The 18698-nt window shown below is 73.1% G+C and carries 16 protein-coding genes; 10 read left to right on the forward strand and 6 right to left on the reverse strand.

The window, feature by feature from the left end; all coding sequences use genetic code 11:
* Positions 1-498: 498 nt before the first annotated feature.
* Positions 499-948: a PTS sugar transporter subunit IIA gene (locus ACZ6EM_RS31195; protein ID WP_380554578.1), complete on the forward strand. Its 450-nt coding sequence runs from the start codon at positions 499-501 to the stop codon at positions 946-948.
* 96 nt (positions 949-1044) lie between these two features.
* Positions 1045-2715, forward strand: a complete 1671-nt coding sequence (gene ptsP / locus ACZ6EM_RS31200; protein WP_465773795.1) for a phosphoenolpyruvate--protein phosphotransferase — start codon at positions 1045-1047, stop codon at positions 2713-2715.
* A gap of 85 nt (positions 2716-2800) precedes the next feature.
* On the opposite strand, the gene ACZ6EM_RS31205 is transcribed toward ptsP, so the two are convergent.
* The 3 genes from ACZ6EM_RS31205 to ACZ6EM_RS31215 form a co-directional block, all read right to left on the reverse strand.
* Positions 2801-4948, reverse strand: coding sequence for an acetoacetate--CoA ligase (locus tag ACZ6EM_RS31205; RefSeq protein WP_465773796.1), 2148 nt, complete (start codon positions 4946-4948; stop codon positions 2801-2803).
* Between the two features lie 68 nt (positions 4949-5016).
* Positions 5017-5571, reverse strand: coding sequence for an NUDIX domain-containing protein (locus ACZ6EM_RS31210; protein ID WP_465773797.1), 555 nt, complete (start codon positions 5569-5571; stop codon positions 5017-5019).
* Positions 5572-5622: 51 nt separating this feature from the next.
* Positions 5623-6528, reverse strand: a complete 906-nt coding sequence (locus ACZ6EM_RS31215) for an NUDIX hydrolase (RefSeq protein ID WP_465773798.1) — start codon at positions 6526-6528, stop codon at positions 5623-5625.
* A 175-nt stretch (positions 6529-6703) separates the two neighbouring features.
* On the opposite strand from ACZ6EM_RS31215, the gene mmuM reads away from it, so the two are divergent.
* From mmuM to ACZ6EM_RS31240, 5 genes are all read left to right on the forward strand, one after another.
* Positions 6704-7648, forward strand: a complete 945-nt coding sequence (gene mmuM / locus ACZ6EM_RS31220) for a homocysteine S-methyltransferase (protein WP_359911143.1) — start codon at positions 6704-6706, stop codon at positions 7646-7648.
* Between the two features lie 183 nt (positions 7649-7831).
* Complete coding sequence (locus ACZ6EM_RS31225; protein WP_359911141.1) at positions 7832-8596, forward strand: IclR family transcriptional regulator; 765 nt, start codon at positions 7832-7834, stop codon at positions 8594-8596.
* Positions 8597-8920: 324 nt separating this feature from the next.
* Complete coding sequence (locus ACZ6EM_RS31230; RefSeq protein WP_401056094.1) at positions 8921-9640, forward strand: MIP/aquaporin family protein; 720 nt, start codon at positions 8921-8923, stop codon at positions 9638-9640.
* A 99-nt stretch (positions 9641-9739) separates the two neighbouring features.
* Complete coding sequence (glpK, locus tag ACZ6EM_RS31235) at positions 9740-11260, forward strand: glycerol kinase GlpK (protein WP_359911136.1); 1521 nt, start codon at positions 9740-9742, stop codon at positions 11258-11260.
* 176 nt (positions 11261-11436) lie between these two features.
* Entirely contained in the window at positions 11437-13032 is a 1596-nt protein-coding gene (locus ACZ6EM_RS31240; protein WP_401043990.1) for a glycerol-3-phosphate dehydrogenase/oxidase, read from the forward strand.
* A gap of 145 nt (positions 13033-13177) precedes the next feature.
* On the opposite strand, the gene ACZ6EM_RS31245 is transcribed toward ACZ6EM_RS31240, so the two are convergent.
* Positions 13178-14398 (reverse strand): metal-dependent hydrolase family protein, encoded by a 1221-nt coding sequence (locus ACZ6EM_RS31245; protein WP_452181082.1) that lies wholly within the window; start codon positions 14396-14398, stop codon positions 13178-13180.
* A gap of 150 nt (positions 14399-14548) precedes the next feature.
* Between ACZ6EM_RS31245 and ACZ6EM_RS31250 the strand changes: the two genes are divergently transcribed.
* Entirely contained in the window at positions 14549-15175 is a 627-nt protein-coding gene (locus ACZ6EM_RS31250) for a TetR/AcrR family transcriptional regulator (RefSeq protein WP_401043996.1), read from the forward strand.
* A gap of 67 nt (positions 15176-15242) precedes the next feature.
* On the opposite strand, the gene ACZ6EM_RS31255 is transcribed toward ACZ6EM_RS31250, so the two are convergent.
* Both ACZ6EM_RS31255 and ACZ6EM_RS31260 read right to left on the reverse strand, forming a co-directional pair.
* Complete coding sequence (locus ACZ6EM_RS31255; protein WP_380552211.1) at positions 15243-16631, reverse strand: GntT/GntP/DsdX family permease; 1389 nt, start codon at positions 16629-16631, stop codon at positions 15243-15245.
* Positions 16632-16633: 2 nt separating this feature from the next.
* Complete coding sequence (locus ACZ6EM_RS31260) at positions 16634-17188, reverse strand: gluconokinase (protein ID WP_359911122.1); 555 nt, start codon at positions 17186-17188, stop codon at positions 16634-16636.
* A 151-nt stretch (positions 17189-17339) separates the two neighbouring features.
* Here ACZ6EM_RS31260 and ACZ6EM_RS31265 point away from each other — a divergent pair, with 151 nt between their 5' ends.
* Both ACZ6EM_RS31265 and ACZ6EM_RS31270 read left to right on the forward strand, forming a co-directional pair.
* Positions 17340-18035, forward strand: a complete 696-nt coding sequence (locus ACZ6EM_RS31265; RefSeq protein WP_359911119.1) for a FadR/GntR family transcriptional regulator — start codon at positions 17340-17342, stop codon at positions 18033-18035.
* Positions 18036-18218: 183 nt separating this feature from the next.
* Entirely contained in the window at positions 18219-18698 is a 480-nt protein-coding gene (locus ACZ6EM_RS31270) for a hypothetical protein (RefSeq protein WP_465773799.1), read from the forward strand.

Below are 18698 nucleotides of genomic sequence, written 5' to 3' on the forward strand. Positions count from 1 at the left end.
ACTTTTGGCACGCTGTTGAGTTCTCAAGGAACGGACGCTTCCTTCGGACCGCCTTCCAGCGGACCCTCCGGGCTTCGTTCTTTCGTGTTTCCAGCCTACCAGATGCTTTCTGCTCCGTTTACCGGGGCTTTTCGCATCTGAAATCTGGTGTTAACCGCCAAGTTGTGGCGACTCGACCAACCATAGCGGGTCGGCAGCCGGAGCGCGAATCGGGGCGCACCGGGAGTCCCCCGGACGGCGGCATGATTTGTTGCTCTCGCGAGCATATACAGCAATGGTCCCGATTCGCCAAGATGCCTGTAGAGTGCGGCGCATCGGAGCCAAGAGGACTAGACCACTCGCGGGCCGGTGAGTCGCCGGCCGGCTGGGCCGGCAGGGGCGGGGTCTTCGCCCGGGAATGTCAGCAGATGTCCAAAGTTGACATGATTTAGGCTTCAGTTGATCGTCGTGCCGCTCCTCGCGGCCGCACGCTGTACTGCGCACTTGGGAGGCACAACCATGACCACTGTGACGTCGCCGCTGACCGGCAAGATCGTGGGGCTCGCGGGCGTGCCCGACCCGGTGTTCTCGGGTGCGATGGTCGGCCCGGGCACCGCGATCGACCCCGTTCGCGAGCAGACCACGGCGGTCGCTCCGGTGGACGGTGTCGTCGTCTCCATGCACCCGCACGCGTTCGTCGTCGTGGACGCCGAGGGCCACGGTGTGCTGACCCACCTCGGGATCGACACCGTTCAGCTGAACGGCGAGGGCTTCGAGCTGCTCGTCAACAAGGGCGACACGGTGACCCGGGGTCAGGCCGTCATCAAGTGGGACCCGGCCGCCGTCGAGGCCGCGGGCAAGTCGCCGATCTCGCCGATCGTGGCGCTGGAGGCCACCGTGGACTCGCTGGGCGATCTGCGGGAGGACGGCGAGGCCAAGGCCGGCGAGCAGCTGTTCAACTGGAGCTGACCTCTTCCTTCCGACCCGCCCCGGACGAGATGACGGGGCGGCCCCCACACACAGCGGTTCCCGGCGGGGCCGCTCATCTCAGCGGAGACAGGTGACATGGAGAAGACGCTGCGCGGCGTGGGCGTGAGCCACGGGGTCGCGATCGGCCAGGTGCGGCACATGGGGACGGCGGTGCTGGAGCCCCCGGCCACCCAGATCCCGACCGAGGACGCCCCCCGTGAGCAGGCTCGCGCCCAGGCCGCCGTCGAGGCGGTCGCCGCCGACCTCATCGCGCGCGGCAACCTCGCGGGCGGCGAGGCCCAGGCCGTGCTGGAGGCCCAGGCGCTGATGGCGCAGGACCCGGAGCTGATGGCCGACGTGTCCCGCCGGATCGCCGTCGGCAGCAGTGCCGAGCGCGGCATCTACGACGCGTTCGCGGCCTACCGGGCGCTGCTCGCCTCCGCCGGGGAGTACCTGGCCGGGCGGGTCGCCGACCTGGACGACGTGCGCAACCGGATCGTGGCCCGGCTGCTCGGCGTGCCGATGCCGGGCGTGCCGGACAGCGACGAGCCGTACGTACTGTTCGCGCGGGACCTGGCGCCGGCCGACACCGCGCTGCTGGACCCGACGCTGGTGCTCGGCTTCGTGACCGAGGAGGGCGGGCCGACCAGCCACAGCGCCATCCTGGCCCGGGCGATGGGCGTGCCGGCCGTCGTGGCGCTGCCGGGTGCGATCGAGGTCGCCGAGGGCACCGTCGTCGCGGTGGACGGCAGCTCCGGCGACGTGCTGCTGGAGCCGTCCCAGGAGAAGCAGGACGAGCTGCGGGCGGCCGCCGCCGAGCGCAGGGCCGCGCTGGCCGCCTCGTCCGGCCCGGGGCAGACCTCGGACGGGCACCGGGTGCCGCTGCTGGCCAACGTGGGCGGACCGGCCGACGTGCCGGCCGCGCTGGAGAACGGCGCCGAGGGCGTCGGCCTGTTCCGCACCGAGTTCCTGTTCCTGGACGACTCGGCGAAGGCTCCCGGCGCGGAGAAGCAGGTCGAGGCGTACCGCAAGGTACTGGAGGCCTTCCCCGAGGGCCGGGTCGTGGTCCGGGTCCTGGACGCCGGCGCCGACAAGCCGCTGGACTTCCTGACCCCGGTCGACGAGCCCAACCCGGCTCTGGGCGTGCGCGGTCTGCGCACCCTGCTCGAACACCCCGAGGTGCTGCGGACCCAGCTGGAGTCGCTGGCCAAGGCGGCCGAGGGCCTGCCGGTGCACCTTGAGGTGATGGCCCCGATGGTGGCCGACCGCAAGGACGCCAAGGACTTCGCGACCGCCTGCCGTGAGGCCGGGCTGGACGCCAAGTTCGGCGCGATGGTGGAGATCCCGTCGGCCGCGCTGCGCGCCAGGGCGATCCTCCAGGAGGTCGAGTTCCTGTCGCTGGGGACCAACGACCTCGCGCAGTACACCTTCGCGGCCGACCGCCAGGTCGGTGCGCTGGCCCGGCTCCAGGACCCGTGGCAGCCGGCCCTGCTGGACCTGGTCGCCGCGGCGGCCGACGCCGCGCGGGCGGCCGGCAAGAGCTGCGGCGTCTGCGGCGAGGCCGCCTCCGACCCGCTGCTGGCCGTGGTGCTGACCGGTCTGGGCGTCACCAGCCTGTCGATGGGCGCGGCCTCGATCCCCTACGTGCGGACCACGCTCGCCAAGTACACGCTGGCGCAGTGCCGCCGGGCGGCCGAGGCGGCCCGGGCCGCGGACAGCGCCGAGGAGGCGCGGGCCGCGGCGCAGCAGGTGCTCTCCGGCGAGTAGCCGGGAACGGCGGAAGCGGGAACAGCGAGAGGGGCGCCCCCACCCGGGATGGTGGGGGCGCCCCTCTCGCCCGTCCCGGGGCCGGTCAGGCCCGGCGGTCGAGGCGGAGCTGCTCGAAGAAGCGCAGGTGCTCGATGCGGTCGACGGAGCCGGGGTTGACGGCCTGCTCCAGCGGGGTGCCGGAGAGGATGCGCTTGACCGGGACCTCGATCCGCTTGCCGGTGAGGGTGTGCGGGAGGCCGTCGACGGCGATGACCTCGTCGGGCACGTGGCGCGGGGAGAGTTCGGTGCGCAGCGCGGTGCGGATGCGGCCGACCAGGTCGTCGTTCAGTTCCGCGCCGGGGACGAGGACGACGAACAGCGGCATCCAGTAGCCGCCGTCGGGCTCCTCCAGGCCGATGACCAGGGACTCGGCGATCTCGGGGAGGCGCTCGACGACCTCGTAGATGTCCGAGGAGCCCATCCGGACGCCCTGGCGGTTGAGGGTGGAGTCGGAGCGGCCGTGGATGACGACGGTGCCCCGGGAGGTGACGGTGATCCAGTCGCCGTGGCGCCAGATGCCCGGGTACATGTCGAAGTAGCTGTCGTGGAAGCGGGTGCCCTTGTCGTCGTTCCAGAAGCCGGTGGGCATGGACGGGAGGGGCTTGGTGACGACGAGTTCGCCGACGGTGTCGATGTGCGGGTGGCCCTGGACGTCCCAGGACTCGACGGCGGCGCCGAGGCAGGGGGCCTGGATCTCGCCGAGGTGGACCGGCAGGGTCGGGACGCCGCCGACGAAGCAGGAGCAGACGTCGGTGCCGCCGCTGACCGAGGCGAGCCAGACGTCCTCACTGACCTCGTCGTAGATCCAGCGGAAGCCGTCGGGCGGGAGCGGGGAGCCGGTGGTGCCGATGCAGCGGACGGCGGAGAGGTCGAGCTCGCGGCCGGGGTGGAGTTCGGCCTTGCGGCTGGCGCCGATGTAGGCGGCGGAGGTGCCGAAGACGGTGGTGCCGGTGCGGGCGGCGACCGACCACAGGGCGCCGGCGTCGGGGTGGCCGGGGCTGCCGTCGTAGGTGACGATCGTGGATCCGACCAGGAGGCCGGCGACCAGGAAGTTCCACATCATCCAGCCGGTCGAGGTGAACCAGAAGAAGCGGTCCTGCGGGCCGAGGCCGAGGTGGAGGCCGACCTGCTTGAGGTGCTCGACCAGGATGCCGCCCTGGCTCTGGACGATCGGCTTGGGCAGGCCGGTGGTGCCGGAGGAGTAGAGCACCCAGAGCGGGTGGTCGAACGGGAGCTGGGCGAACTCCGCTTCGCCGTCGGCTCCCGGGGCCCGGTCGGAGACCAGGTCGGCCCAGTCGAGGGCGCCTTCGGGGGCCGGGCCGCCGAGCAGCGGGACGTGGACGACGGTGCGCAGTGAGGGCAGTTCGCGGCGCAGCTCGGCGACGACGTCGGTGCGGTCGTGGGCCTTGCCTCCGTAGTGGTAGCCGTCGACGGCGATCAGGACGTCCGGTTCGAGCTGCTGGAAGCGGTCGAGCACGCTGCGGGCGCCGAAGTCGGGGGCGCAGGAGGTCCAGACGGCGCCGACGGCGTTGGTGGCGAGGAGCGCGACGACGGCCTGCGGGATGTTGGGCAGGTAGGCGGCGACCCGGTCGTGGGGGCCGATCCCCTGGGCGCGCAGGGCCGCGGCGAGGGAGAGGACCTGGCGGCGCAGTTCGGCCCAGGTGGTCGGGACCGGGTCGCCGCTCGTCTCGTCGACGTGGAGGATGGCGGGCCGGTCGGCGTTGGCCGGGTCCTCGGAGTGGCGCAGGACGTGCTCGGCGTAGTTCAGGCGGGCGCCGGGGAACCACTGGGAGCCGGTGCGGGTCTCGTCGGCGAGGAAGGCGTCGGGCATCCGGGGGTCGGCGAGGACGGCGTCGGGGGCCTGGGTGAAGCGGACGTCGAACCACTGGGTGATCGCGGTCCAGAACCGGTCGAGGTCCTCGGTGGACCAGGCGTGCAGGTCGGCGTAGCGCTGGGCGGCCTGCTGGTCGTCGTCGGCCGGGGCGAGCGGGGCGGCCGGGGCGCCGTGGTGCTCGGCCGCCCAGGCCTGGAAGGCCACCAGGGGGGTGGCGGCGGCGCGAGCGGGGTTGGGGCGCCAGAGCGGCTGGTCCTGCGGTGGGGTGCTCACGGTGGTGGTCTCCCGGCCGGTGGTGGGGACGGGAGGGCTCGTGGCAGACCCGTCCGGTTGGGCTGTCGGTGCAGACCATGCCATGTGATCGGCCGCCGCGCCAGGGTCGGCCGGTGGGGGCCGGGGGCCCGCGCCGCAGGGCGGGCCCGGGGTCAGCGGGGGGTGAACTCGCCGCTGAACCAGCGGCGCAGGACACCCTTGTGGAAGTCCCAGACGAGCGCGGTGTCGGCGGTGGCGAGCAGCCAGCCGTCGGTCTCGTCGGTGGGGCGCGAGGGCGGGAGCTCGGCGAGCGGGCGGGCCGGGAGCAGACCGCAGAGCACGACGAAGCGGCCGGCGGGGTCGGAGGCGGTGTGGATCAGGGTGACGTCGGCCGGGTCGGCGGTGATGCCGGTCTCCTCGTGCAGTTCGCGCACGCAGGCCTGCTGCCAGCTCTCGCCGTAGTCCATGTAGCCGCCGGGGAAGGCGAGTTCGCCGTAGCCGGGCTCGATGGTGCGGCGGATGACGACCAGGGCCGGGTCGGCGTCGGGGCGGGTGACGGGGAGGACGGTGACCGCGACGGGCAGCGGGTTGCGGTAGCTGATCTCGGCGCAGCCGGGGCAGGTGCGGGGCCAGAGGCGGGTGCCGGGCGGGTAGGGCGTGCCGCAGAAGTGGCAGTGCGAGAACGGCCGGTGGGCTTCGGCGGCGGTCGTCGCTTCGTCAGTGGTCATGGCCGGATGGTAGCCCGGTCGGTCGACGGCGTTGCCGTGGGCCGCCGGACCTCAGGGGGCGCCGGCGGCGCCGGCCGGGTCGTCGCGGGTGGGGCGGAGCAGCGCGGGGTGCAGCAGGCGGGCGTCGCCGGCGTGGTAGGTGCGGGCGCGGGGGCCGCCGCGGGCGCCGCCGCGCTCGGTGGTGGCGCCGGTGCTCTCGACGAAGCCGGGCACGGACAGCACCTTGCGGTGGAAGTTGCCGGGGTGGAGCTTCTCGTCCCAGACCGCCTCGTAGACGGCGCGGAGGTCGGGGATGGTGAAGTCGTACGGCAGGAAGGCGGTGGCCAACGGGCTGTACTCCAGCTTGGCGCGCACCCGGTCGAGGCCGTCGGAGAGGATGCGGGCGTGGTCGAAGGCCAGCGTGACCGGGCCGGGGCCGGGGCGCCCGTCGACACCACCCCCGTGGGTGTCGACGGGCGCACCGGCGGCTCGGGACCGGCCGCAGGGCCGGAGGTCCAGGTCGGAGACGGGGTGCCAGGCGGCGGCCGCGGCGTCCGTCCCGGCCCGGGGGTCGGGCAGGTCCGGGGCGAAGGCGAGGTAGGCGACGGAGACGACGTGCATCCGCGGATCCCGCTCGGGGGCGCCGTAGGTGCCGAGTTGTTCCAGGTGGAGGCGGCAGGGCATCGCCCCGGCCGCGGAGGCGCTCAGCAGGCCCGTTTCCTCGGCGAGCTCGCGGGCGGCGGCCTCGTCCAGATCCTCCTCGCCGGCCCGCAGGAAACCACCGGGCAGCGCCCAGCAGCCCTGGTGGGGCGGGGCGCCGCGCTCGACGAGCAGGACGTGCAGGCCGCCGTGGCGCAACGTCAGGGCGACCACGTCCACGGTGACGGCGATCGGGGCGTAGGCGCGCGGGTCGTACGCGGCGAGCCACTGCTGCTCGGCTCCGGGCCCGGTGGGGGGCGGGTGGTCGTCCGCTGCCATCGCCGGGCTCCTCTCCGTGGTCGCCGGTGCCACCGGGCCTGTTCTGCCGGTGCTGTTCTTCTCGGGCTGAGCACAACGTAGCGAGTGCGTTCCCCGGCGGCAAATGGTTTTCCTGCCCGGCCCGGGGGCGCCCACCCCTAGGCTGTGACCAGGAACTCTTCCAGAGGAGACCGAGATGCCCACTGCTCCCCCGCCGGACTTCGCCGCCGCGCTGGCCGCCGGTCCGCTGGTGCTCGACGGCGGGATGTCGAACCAGTTGGCGGCGGCCGGGCACGACCTCTCGGACGAGCTCTGGTCGGCGCGGCTGCTGGCGGACGACCCGCAGGCGGTGGTGGCGGCGCACCGGGCGTACTTCGCGGCGGGCGCGGACGTCGCGATAACCGCGAGCTACCAGGCGAGCTTCGAGGGCTTCGCGCGCCGCGGGGTCGACCGGGCGCAGGCCGCGCGGCTGCTGGCGCGGAGCGTGGAGCTGGCCCGGGAGGCGGCGCGGCCGGAGCCGGGCGGGCGGCGGCGCTGGGTGGCGGCCTCGGTGGGTCCGTACGGGGCGGTGCTGGCGGACGGTTCGGAGTACCGGGGCCGGTACGGGCTGAGCGTCGCGGAGCTGGCGGACTTCCACCGGCCGCGGCTGGAGGTGCTGGCGGCGACCCGGCCCGACGTGCTGGCGCTGGAGACGGTGCCGGACGCGGACGAGGCGCGGGCGCTGCTGGGGCTGGTGCGCGGACTGGGGGTGCCGGCCTGGCTGTCGTACAGCGTCGAGGGCGACCGGACCAGGGCCGGGCAACCGCTGGCGGAGGCCTTCGCGCTGGCCGCGGAGGTGGACGAGGTGGTCGCGGTGGGCGTCAACTGCTGCACGCCGCAGGACGCGGACCGGGCGGTGGCGGTGGCCGCCGAGGTGACCGGGAAGCCGGTGGTGGTCTACCCGAACAGCGGGGAGAGCTGGGACGCCGCCCGCCGGGGCTGGTGCGGCGAGCCGACCTTCCGCTCGGCCCGGGTGGGCGGCTGGCTCGCGGACGGCGCGCGGCTGGTGGGCGGCTGCTGCCGGGTCGGGACGGACGGGATCGCGGCACTGGCGGCGGAGGTGACGGTGCTGCGGGCGCAGCGGGCGGGGGCGGTGGGGTGACGGCGCGGGAGCGGTGAGGGCCCGGCGCCGGGCCGTCCGCGCACCCGGCGGACCGCGCCGCGGGCGGGAGGGCCCGGGCGGGTTACCCGGGGGGAAGGTGCACGGAGTCCGGGCGGCCTGGCAGACTCGTCCCGTCATCACTGTGGTCGACATTGTCGACCGCCTTTCAGCGCGGAGGTACCCATGCCCGGCCCGATCCAGTCGCTTTCCCGGGCCGCCGCGATCATGCGCCTGCTGGCCGGCGGTGAACGCCGGCTGGGCCTGTCCGAGGTGTCGACGGCGCTGGACCTGGCCAAGGGGACCGCGCACGGCATCCTCCGCACGCTGCAGCAGGAGGGGTTCGTCGAGCAGGACCCGGAGACCGGCAAGTACCAGCTGGGCGCCGAGCTGCTGCGGCTGGGGCAGAGCTACCTGGACGTGCACGAGCTGCGGGCACGGGCGCTGGTGTGGGCGGACGACCTGGCCCGGGCGTCCGGGGAGACGGTCTACCTGGGGGTGCTGCACCAGCAGGGCGTGCTGATCGTGCACCACGTGTTCCGGCCGGACGACACCCGGCAAGTGCTGGAGGTGGGCTCGATGCAGCCGCTGCACAGCACCGCGCTGGGCAAGGTGCTGGTGGCCTACGACCCGGTGGCGCGCGGGGAGCTGGGCGACGGGCCGTACGAGTCGTACACCGTGCGGACGCTGACCGGGGCGGCCGACGTGGACGCCGAGTGCGCGCTGATCCGGGAGCGCGGCTGGGCGGACTCGATCGAGGAGACCTGGGAGGGCGTGGCCTCGATCGGCGCGCTGATCCAGGACCGGCGGCGCAACCCGGTGGGCGCGGTGTGCATCAGCGGGGCGGTCGAGCGGGTCTGCGAGGACGGCTTCGTGAAGCCCTCGCTGGTGGCCTCGGTGCGCAGCGCGGCGCGGGCGATCTCCCGCGACCTGGGCGCCGGGCGGTTCTGAGCACATCCACGGACGGCCCGCCGAGGGCCGTCGATTCGTCACGCTGAGGCGCGGACGGGCGGGAGCCCTGTCCGCGCCTCTGGCGTTTTGTCCCGTTTCGGGGCGCTCCGCTCGGTAACGTCGACGGACCTGCCGAGGCGAGGGTCACAGCTGCGTAACCCTGCCTTGACGTGGGGGCGACCTGGGGAGGAAGCTTCCGCATGACGGTCGACATTGTCGAACGATGGCCGGAGAGATCGCTCCCACAGTGCGCTCATCCGCACAGCGATCGACCGGCCGCCTGCCCCCACCTACCCTCCGGGCCATATGGACAAGGGAGTCTTTGTGTCCGCGTTCTCCAACGGCGACGTCTTCGTCGGCGAAACCCTCGGCACCGCCGCCCTGATACTCCTCGGCGGTGGCGTCTGCGCCGCCGTGACCCTCAAGAAGTCGAAGGCCGTCAACGCCGGCTGGCTGGCGATCACCTTCGGCTGGGGATTCGCGGTCCTCATCGCCGCCTACATGTCGGCTCCGAAGTCCGGCGCCCACCTGAACCCCGCCGTCACCATCGCGCTCGCGGTGAAGAGCGGCGAGTGGAGCCAGGTGCCGCTCTACCTCGGCTCCCAGCTGCTCGGCGCGATCATCGGCGCCGTACTGGTCTGGGTCACCTACCTGGGCCAGTTCAACGCGAACGAGGAGCCCACCCTCGGCATCTTCTCGACCGGCCCCGAGATCCGGAACCCGATCCAGAACGTGCTCACCGAGGTCATCGGCACCTTCGTGCTCTGCTTCGCGATCCTCACCATCGGCACCAACTCCGGCCTCTCCCAGTCCGGCACCGGCACCCTGATGGTCGCCTTCACCGTCGTCGGCATCGGCCTCTCGCTGGGCGGCCCGACCGGCTACGCGATCAACCCGGCCCGTGACCTCGGCCCGCGCATCGCGCACGCCCTGCTGCCGATCCCGAAGAAGGGCGGCTCCGACTGGTCGTACGCCTGGATCCCGGTCGTCGGCCCGATCCTGGGCGGCCTCGCGGCCGGTGGCGTCTACAACGCCATGTTCTAAAGGACGGGTTCGCCCCCGCCGTACACGGGGACTGACCGGACAACGCGCGTCAGGCCCACCCACCCCGTATCCCCCGAACCCGAGCCGAGGACCCTCCCCATGACCTCCACCGGTAACTACATCGCCGCGATCGACCAGGGCACCACCTCCAGCCGCTGCATCATCTTCGGCGCCGACGGCCGGATCGTCTCCGTCGACCAGCAGGAGCACCGGCAGATCTTCCCCCAGCCCGGCTACGTCGAGCACGACGCCGCCGAGATCTGGACCCGGGTGCAGTCCGTCGTCCGCGGCGCGCTGGAGAAGGCCGGCCTGACCAAGGACGACATCCGCGCGATCGGCATCACCAACCAGCGCGAGACCACCGTCCTGTGGGACAAGAACACCGGTGAGCCGGTGCACAACGCGCTGGTGTGGCAGGACACCCGCACCGAGGCGCTCTGCCGCGAGCTCGGCCGCAACGTCGGCCAGGACCGCTTCCGCCGCGAGACCGGCCTCCCGCTGGCCAGCTACTTCGCCGGCCCGAAGATCCGCTGGCTGCTGGACAACGTCGAGGGCCTGCGCGAGCGCGCCGAGGCCGGCGACATCCTGTTCGGCACCATGGACACCTGGGTCATCTGGAACCTCACCGGCGGTGTCAACGGCGGCAAGCACGTCACCGACGTCACCAACGCCAGCCGCACCATGCTGATGAACCTGAACACGCTGGCGTGGGACGAGAAGATCGCCGACTCGATGGGCGTGCCGATGGCCGTCCTGCCGGAGATCCGCTCCTCCGCCGAGGTCTACGGCGAGGCCGTCGGCGACCTGGCCGGCGTCCCGGTCGCCTCCGCGCTCGGCGACCAGCAGGCCGCGCTGTTCGGCCAGACCTGCTTCGACGAGGGCGAGGCCAAGTCCACCTACGGCACCGGCACCTTCCTGCTGCTGAACACCGGCGAGAAGATCGTCAACTCGTACCACGGCCTGCTGACCACCGTCGGCTACCGGATCGGCGACCAGGCCCCGGTGTACGCCCTGGAAGGCTCGATCGCCGTCACCGGCTCGCTCGTCCAGTGGCTGCGCGACCAGCTCGGCATCATCTCCACCGCCGCCGAGATCGAGACCCTCGCCAACACCGTCGAGGACAACGGCGGCGCCTACTTCGTCCCGGCCTTCTCCGGCCTGTTCGCCCCGTACTGGCGCTCCGACGCCCGCGGTGTGATCGCCGGTCTGACCCGGTACGTCACCAAGGGCCACCTGGCCCGGGCCGTCCTGGAGGCCACCGCCTGGCAAACCCGCGAGGTCGTCGACGCCATGCAGAAGGACTCCGGGGTCGAGCTCACCGCCCTCAAGGTCGACGGCGGCATGACCAGCAACAACCTGCTCATGCAGAACATCGCCGACGTCCTGGACGCCCCGGTCGAGCGCCCGTACGTGGCCGAGACCACCGCCCTCGGCGCCGCCTACGCGGCCGGACTCGCCGTCGGCTTCTGGAACGACCTCGACACCCTGCGGGCCAACTGGCACCGCGCCGCCGAGTGGACCCCGCGCATGGACGAGGCCACCCGGGAGCGTGAGTACAAGAAGTGGCTCAAGGCCGTGGAGCGCACCATGGGCTGGGTGGAGGAGGAAGAGAACAACTGACCGACAAGCCGGTCGGGGCCCCGCGCCCCGACCGGCCGCCCGCTGTTCCGGCAGCGGGTGTCACCGGGTTCAACCGGCCCGCCGCACCGGGCCGACCGGCCTCTCCCGCAGAGGCCGCACCGTACACGAGAGGAGTAACGGCGCCGCCCGACCCGCGCGCGCCGTACACAACCACCATGGCAACCATTCCGACCCTGGGCGCCGAGCGCACCGCCGGCCACACCGCCTCCCGCGCCGAGACCCGCGAGCTGCTCGGCAAGGCCACCTACGACCTGCTGGTGATCGGGGGCGGCATCCTCGGCACGGCCGTCGCCTGGACCGCGTCCCAGGCCGGCCTCAAGGTCGCCATGGTCGACGCCGGCGACTTCGCCGGCGCCACCTCCAGTGCCTCCTCCAAGCTCGTCCACGGCGGTCTGCGCTACCTGCAGACCGGCGCGGTCAAGCTGGTCGCGGAGAACCACAAGGAGCGCCGCGCGCTCTCCACCGACGTGGCCCCGCACCTGGTCAACCCGCTGACCTTCTTCGTGCCGGTCTACAAGGGCGGCCCGCACGGCGCAGCCAAGCTCGGCGCCGGCGTCTTCCTGTACTCCGCGCTGTCCGCCTTCCGCGACGGCATGGGCCGGGTCTCCACCGCCGCCCACGCCGCCCAGCAGGTGCCCGCGCTGCGCACCGAGGGCCTGCGCTCGGTGGCCGTCTACGGCGACCACCAGATGAACGACTCGCGCGTCGCCGTGATGACCGTGCGCGCCGCCGTCGACGCCGGCGCCGTGGTGCTCAACCACGCCGAGGTCACCGGCCTGCGCTTCACCGGCGGCCGGGTCACCGGCGCCGACCTGCGCGACCGCCTGGACGGCAGCGAGTTCGGCATCGACGCCCGCCTGGTGCTGAACGCCACCGGCCCGTGGGTGGACCACCTGCGCACGATGGAGGACGCCGGCGCCGCGCCGTCGATCCGTCTCTCCAAGGGCGCCCACGTGGTCGTCAAGCGCCGCTCGCCGTGGCGCGCCGCGCTGACCATCCCGATCGACAAGTACCGCGTCTCCTTCGCCATCCCGTGGGAGGACCACGTCCTCCTCGGCACCACCGACGAGGAGTACACCGGCGACCCGAAGGACGTCCGGGCCACCGAGGCGGACATCGACCAGATCATGGGCGAGGCCGCGCACGCGATCCGCGACGAGCACCTCGACCGCGACCTGATCACCTACTCCTTCGCCGGCCTGCGGGTGCTGCCGGGCGGCCCGGGCGACACCGCCGCCGCCAAGCGCGAGACCGTCGTCACCGAGGGCCGCGGCGGCATGCTGTCGGTCTCCGGCGGCAAGTGGACCACCTACCGGCACATCGGCCGCGCCGTCCTGGAGAAGCTGGCCCACGTGCCCGGCACCAGCCTCGGCGAGGACATGTCCCCGATCGCCCCGACCGTCCCGCTGCCGGGCGTCGGCGCGCCGAACGCGGTGGCGCACCGCCTGCTGATCGACCGTGAGCCGGGCTCGCGGATGGAGCCGCTGGTGGCCAAGCACCTGGCCAGCCACTACGGCACGCTGTCCTTCGACATCGCCCGCATGATCGACGAGAACCCGGAGCTCGGCCGGCCGATCCACGAGGACGGTCCGGACGTCTGGGCGCAGGTCGCGTACGCGGCGGACAACGAGTGGGCGTACACCTCGGACGACGTGCTGCGCCGCCGCACCACGATGACGGTGCGCGGGCTGGACACGCCGGAGATCAAGGCCGAGGTCGAGGCCTTCCTCGCGAAGCGCGGAAACAAGTAGGCACAGCCTCGCGAAGCGCGGAAACAAGTAGGCACAGCCTCGCCAAGCGCGGAAACAAGTAGGCACAGCCTCGCCAAGCAGGTCGAGGCATTCACGGCGGGCGGGCGTCCGGGGTTTCCCCGGGCGCCCGCCCGCCGTTTCGCCGTCAGACCGGGACGCCGGCCTTGACCACCCGCTTCGGGTGGAGGTCGGGGCGGGTGAGCACGGCGAGGTCGGCGAGCGGGTCGCCGTCCAGGACGAGCAGGTCGGCGTGGGCGCCCGGGGCGAGGGTGCCGATCTCCCCCGCCAGGCCGAGCAGCCGGGCCGCCGTGGTGGTCGCCGAGCGCAGCACGTCCGCGACCGGCTGGACCTGGGCGCGCAGGGTGAACTCCTCCAGCTGGGCCGGGTGCAGCGGGCCGAGCAGGTCGCTGCCGTAGACGAGGTTGACGCCCGCGCGGTGGGCGCGCTCCAGCGCCTCCAGGCCCCGGTCGCGGACCTCGGCGAGCTTGCCCAGGGAGGCGGGCGGCAGGCCGGAGGCGGCGCCGGCCCGGGCGGTCTGCTCGTAGGCGACCAGGGTGGGCACCAGGAAGGCGTCCTTCTCCAGCAGCAGGGCGACCGTGCCGTCGTCCAGCAGGTTCCCGTGCTCGACGCAGCGCACGCCGGCCCGCAGGGCGCGGTCGATCGCCCGCGGGTGGTAGGCGTGCACGGTGACGTACCGGTTGTGGTTCTCGGCCTCCTCGACGGCCGCGCGGATCTCCTCCTCGCTGTACTGGACGGCGCCGATCTCGTCGTGCGGGGAGGCGACGCCGCCGGAGAGCAGCACCTTGAGGTGGCGGGCGCCCTTGCGGAACTCGTCCCGGGCGGCGGTCCGCACCGCGTCCACGCCGTCGGCGATCCGGCCGAAGTGCGGGCGGGACTCGCAGCAGGGCAGGGCGTCGTCGCCGAGCGGGCGCAGGTCGCCGTGGCCGCCGGTCTGGGAGAGCGCCTTGCCGCCGTGCAGCAGCCGCGGGCCGGGGACCAGGCCCTCCGCGAGGGCCCGGGCCATCCCGTGGTCGGCGCCGCCGACGTCGCGGACGGTGGTGAAGCCGCGGCGCAGCATGCGCTCGGCCTCGGCGAGGGCGCGCACGGTGGCGTAGCCGGGGGTCCAGTTGGTGAAGTCGTGCAGGTCGAGCGAGGTGACCAGCAGGTGGACGTGGGCGTCGATCAGGCCGGGCAGGACGGTGCCGCCGGCCGCGTCGAGGACCCGGACGTCCTCGGCGGCGGCGGGCGGGCGGCCGGTGCCGGTGGCGGCGATCCGGCCGTCGGCGGTCTCCAGCCAGCCGAGGTCGGTGCGGGTGCCGTCCTCGGGGTGGAGCAGGTGGGCGTTGGTGATCAGCAGGCGGCTCATGCGCCCACCTCGCCGCGCTCGACGGGGGCACTCGCCCACGCGCACTTCTTGGCGGTTCGTTCGCTTCGCTCGCTCACGATGATGGCCCTCGTTTCAGTACGACTCGTATTGAATACGACTCGTACTGAATACACCATGTATCGTGCTGCCGTGAACCCGCCCCCCGCCGATACCGCCCCCCGACCACCCAGACGCCGCATCCACACCCGGGCCCGGCTGCTCGCCGCCGCGCGCGAGCTGTTCCTCTCCGTCGGCTTCGCCCGGACGAGCATCGAGGACGTCTGCGCCGCCGCCGGCTACACCCGCGGCGCCTTCTACTCGAACTTCGGCGGCAAGGAGGAGCTGCTGCTGGCGCTCTTCGACGACCAGGCCGCTCGGCGGATGGCCGAACTGGCCGAACTGGCCGCCGCCTGCGAGGCGCTGGCGCCCCGGGAGCGGGCGCAGCGGCTGGTCGAGGCGCTGCTGCGGGTCGAGCCGACGGAGTCCGGGTGGATCCTGCTGTTCCTGGAGTTCCGGCTGGTCGCGGCCCGGACGGCGGCACTGGCCGAGCAGGTCGCCGCGCACGACCGGGCGGTCGCGCGGGCGCTGGCCGAGGTCCTGGAGCGGGCGCTGCCGGAGCTGGTGCCCCCGGGCGCGAGCGCCGACCAGGCCGCGACGGTGGTCCTGGCGGCGCGGGAGGGACTGCTGGCCCGCACGGCGGCGGGCGGCGCGGTCGCGGAGGACCTGCTGACGGCGACGGCGGCGGTGCTGTCGGGGCTGCTGGACGGGTCGGACTGAGGAAACGCCGAGGGGCGGCACCCGTACGGTCACGGGTGCCGCCCCTCGGCAGTCGTCGCTTCGCGCGCTAGATGATCAGGCTGAGCGGCAGGATCAGGGCGATGGCGACCACCGAGATCACCGTCTCCATCACCGACCAGGACTTCAGCGTCTGCCCGACGCTCATCCCGAAGTACTCCTTCACCAGCCAGAAGCCGGCGTCGTTGACGTGCGAGAAGAACAGCGAGCCGGCGCCGATCGCGAGCACCAGCAGGGCCGCGTGGGTCGAGGACATGTTCGCGGCCAGCGGGGAGACGATGCCGGCGGCGGTGATCGTGGCGACCGTCGCCGAGCCGGTGGCCAGCCGGATCAGCACGGCGATCAGCCAGCCGAGCAGCAGCGCCGAGATGTGCCACTTGCCGGACCACTCGCTGACCGCGTTGCCGACGCCCACGTCGATCAGGGTCTGCTTGAAACCGCCGCCCGCGCCGACGATGAACACGATGCCGGCGATGGGGCCGAGCGACTTGCCGACGGTGTCGGAGATCCGGGCCTTGTCGAAGCCGGCCGCCCTGCCGAGGGTCACCATGCCGAGCAGGGTCGCGGCGAGCAGGGCGATCAGCGGGGAGCCTATGAAGTCGAACACCCGCTGGACCAGCGCCTTCGGGTCGTCGATCACGACGTCGGCCAGGGCCTTGCCGAGCATCAGCACGACGGGCAGCAGGATGGTGGCCAGCACCGCGGCGAAGGACGGGGTGCGGTCGTGCTTGGCCGTCTCCTCGGGGGCGGTGGCCGCCGGGATCTCCAGCGGGCCGACCCAGCGCTCGGCCAGCCGCGCGAACAGCGGGCCCGCGATGATCAGGGTCGGGACGGCGATCAGCAGACCGAGCGCCAGGGTGATGCCGAGGTCGGCCTTCAGCGCGTCGACCGCGACCAGCGGGCCCGGGTGTGGGGGCACCAGGCCGTGCAGCACCGACAGGCCGGCCAGCGCCGGGATGCCGATCCGCATCAGCGGTACGTTGCCGCGGCGGGCGACCAGCAGCACGATCGGGATCAGCAGGACGACCCCGACCTCGAAGAACAGCGGCAGGCCGAGCACGGCCGCGATCAGCGCCATCGCCCAGGGCAGCGCCTTGTTGCCGGTCCGGGAGAGGACGGTGTCCGCGATGATGTTGGCGCCGCCGGAGTCGGCGAGCAGCTTGCCGAGCATCGCGCCGAGGCCGATCAGCAGGCCGACGCTGGCGACGGTGGATCCGAAGCCCGTGGAGAAGCTGCTCAGCAGCTTGTCGAAGGGGGCACCCGCGACGGCGGCCAGCAGACCGGAGCCGAGCGTGAGGGCGAGGAACGGGTGCAGCTTCAGCTTGGTGATCAGTACGACGATCGCACCGATACTGAGCAGCACCGCGATCAGCAGCTGGGAGTCGCTGCTGGTGTGCGGCAGGGCCGGTGGGGCGGCCGCCAGCAGAGTGGGGGCAATGCTCACGCGAGGTCTCCATTGACGGGCCGCAGCAGCGCCACGGCCATCTCGACGAGTTCTTCGGGGGACGGGCCGACGTCCAGGACGCCGCCGCGCTCGTCCGCCGCCAGCGGTTCCAGGGCGGCGTACTGCGAGTCGAGCAGCGAGGACGGCATGAAGTGGCCGGTGCGGTGGCTGAGCCGGTCCTCGACCAGCTCGTGGCCACCGCTGAGGTGCAGGAAGAAGGCGCCCGGGCAGGCCGCGCGCAGGGTGTCGCGATAGCGGTGCTTCAGCGCCGAGCAGGTGACCACACCGCCGGTACCGGCCTCGGTCCGCTCCTTGAGCCAGGCGCCGACGGCGCGCAGCCAGGGGGCGCGGTCCTGGTCGTCCAGCGGGATGCCGGCGGACATCTTGGCGATGTTGGCCGCGGGGTGGAACTCGTCCGCCTCGGCGAAGGGGAGGGCGAGACGGTCCGCCAGCAGGCGGGCCAGGGTGGTCTTGCCGACGCCCGAGACGCCCATCACCACGACGGTGAGGGGGGCCTGCGGGAGGTCGTGGTTCTCGACGCTGAGAGCCATGGGGTGGTGCTCCTTCGTTGCCTGGCCGCCACTATCGCCTCAAAGATATGACGTATTCAAGTGACGGAAACCAAATCGTCATACTTTTGCGATGTGGTCTGGGTCGCAGGGCGAGGTGAAGGCCCACGGAGCGGGCGTCTAGGCTGGGCGGATGGAGATCCAGGGGCTGCCCGGGCGGCTGCTTGCCGAGCTCGGGCCGGCGATCGCGTCGGGGGAGATCCCCGAGGGGGCGGTACTGCGCGGAGAGGAACTGGAGGGCCGGTTCGGGGTGTCCCGGACGGTCGTCCGGGAGGCGGTGCGCGTCCTGGAGGGGATGCGGATGGTGGCGTCCCGGCGACGGGTCGGGATCACCGTGCAGCCGAAGTCGCTCTGGGACGTCTTCGACCCGATGGTGATCCGCTGGCGCCTGGCCGGCGCGGACCGCCCGGCCCAGCTGCGCTCGCTCGGCTCGCTGCGCGTGGCCGTCGAACCGGCCGCGGCCGCGCTCGCCGCCACCCACGCGAGCGACGACGACCGGCGCGAACTCAGCTCACTGGCCGTGGACCTGACGGTCACCGCACGGGCCGCCGACCTGAACGCCTTCCTCAGGCACGACATCGCCTTCCACTCCCTGGTGCTGCGTGCCTCCGGCAACGAGATGTTCGCCCACCTCGGGGACAGCGTCGCGGCGGTGCTCACCGGCCGGACCGAGTACCATCTGATGCCCCATCAGCCGGAGCCGTACGCGATCCGCCTGCACCGCGAGGTCGCGGAGGCGATCTGCGCCGAGGACGCCGTCCACGCCGAGCGGGCGATGCGGACGATCGTGACCGGCGCACTGGAGGAGCTCAACGTCCAGCTGGACTGAACCGGGCCGCCGGACGGCACCGGGCCTGCCGGGACGGCCCGGTTGACACGATTTGAAGGCAGTTCGGCGGTTTCGGACGCATAGTCCTGGTTCGGCGGGGCAGAGTGAGGCGAGGGGCGCGTTTCGTGTGCACCCGTTCCGTATGCTTCACAGAACACGCGCCACGCGCCTGGGGGTCGCTCGATGTCCGTGCCACGCCGCCGTCGCCGCCGCCTGCCCGACGAGGTGCGCGCCGCCGCAGTCCGGGCGGTGCTCTGCCTGTCCTTCACCCTGGTGGGCGTCGTGGTGGCCACCCTGGCCTCGTACGCGGGCAGTTGGCTGCTGACACCGGCGCTGCTGGCCATGGGGCTCGGGGTGTTCGGCACCATGTGGTGCCTGCTGGAGATCCTGATCTCCCGCCAGGTCGCGGCCCAGCGGATGCGGACGCCGGGCACCACGCACCCGACGGCGGGCGACCGGGGGCCCTCCGAGCCGCCGGCCGCGCGGCCGTTCCCCCGGCCCGGCCCGTCCTCGGTCTACCGGCAGCCGTACGAATCGCCCCAGCCCCAGCCGCAGCAGCAGCCACCGCAGCCGTACGGGCCCGGGCAGCAGCCGTACCAACCACCGCGCCAGGCGCCGCAACAGCCGCCGCGCCAGGCCCGGGTGCAGCCCAACCACCCGTAG

This window comes from Kitasatospora sp. NPDC041917 (genome assembly GCF_055589745.1).

Bases quoted from the DNA above. Each gene is read 5' to 3' on its own strand.
- ACZ6EM_RS31270 (WP_465773799.1), top strand. From the start codon at position 18,219: ATGTCCGTGCCACGCCGCCGTCGCCGCCGCCTGCCCGACGAGGTGCGC.
- ACZ6EM_RS31205 (WP_465773796.1), bottom strand. From the start codon at position 4,948: ATGGCATGGTCTGCACCGACAGCCCAACCGGACGGGTCTGCCACGAGC.
- glpK (WP_359911136.1), top strand. From the start codon at position 9,740: ATGACCTCCACCGGTAACTACATCGCCGCGATCGACCAGGGCACCACC.
- ACZ6EM_RS31260 (WP_359911122.1), bottom strand. From the start codon at position 17,188: ATGGCTCTCAGCGTCGAGAACCACGACCTCCCGCAGGCCCCCCTCACC.
- ACZ6EM_RS31265 (WP_359911119.1), top strand. From the start codon at position 17,340: ATGGAGATCCAGGGGCTGCCCGGGCGGCTGCTTGCCGAGCTCGGGCCG.
- ACZ6EM_RS31195 (WP_380554578.1), top strand. From the start codon at position 499: ATGACCACTGTGACGTCGCCGCTGACCGGCAAGATCGTGGGGCTCGCG.
- mmuM (WP_359911143.1), top strand. From the start codon at position 6,704: ATGCCCACTGCTCCCCCGCCGGACTTCGCCGCCGCGCTGGCCGCCGGT.
- ACZ6EM_RS31210 (WP_465773797.1), bottom strand. From the start codon at position 5,571: ATGACCACTGACGAAGCGACGACCGCCGCCGAAGCCCACCGGCCGTTC.
- ptsP (WP_465773795.1), top strand. From the start codon at position 1,045: ATGGAGAAGACGCTGCGCGGCGTGGGCGTGAGCCACGGGGTCGCGATC.
- ACZ6EM_RS31215 (WP_465773798.1), bottom strand. From the start codon at position 6,528: ATGGCAGCGGACGACCACCCGCCCCCCACCGGGCCCGGAGCCGAGCAG.
- ACZ6EM_RS31225 (WP_359911141.1), top strand. From the start codon at position 7,832: ATGCCCGGCCCGATCCAGTCGCTTTCCCGGGCCGCCGCGATCATGCGC.
- ACZ6EM_RS31240 (WP_401043990.1), top strand. From the start codon at position 11,437: ATGGCAACCATTCCGACCCTGGGCGCCGAGCGCACCGCCGGCCACACC.
- ACZ6EM_RS31245 (WP_452181082.1), bottom strand. From the start codon at position 14,398: ATGAGCCGCCTGCTGATCACCAACGCCCACCTGCTCCACCCCGAGGAC.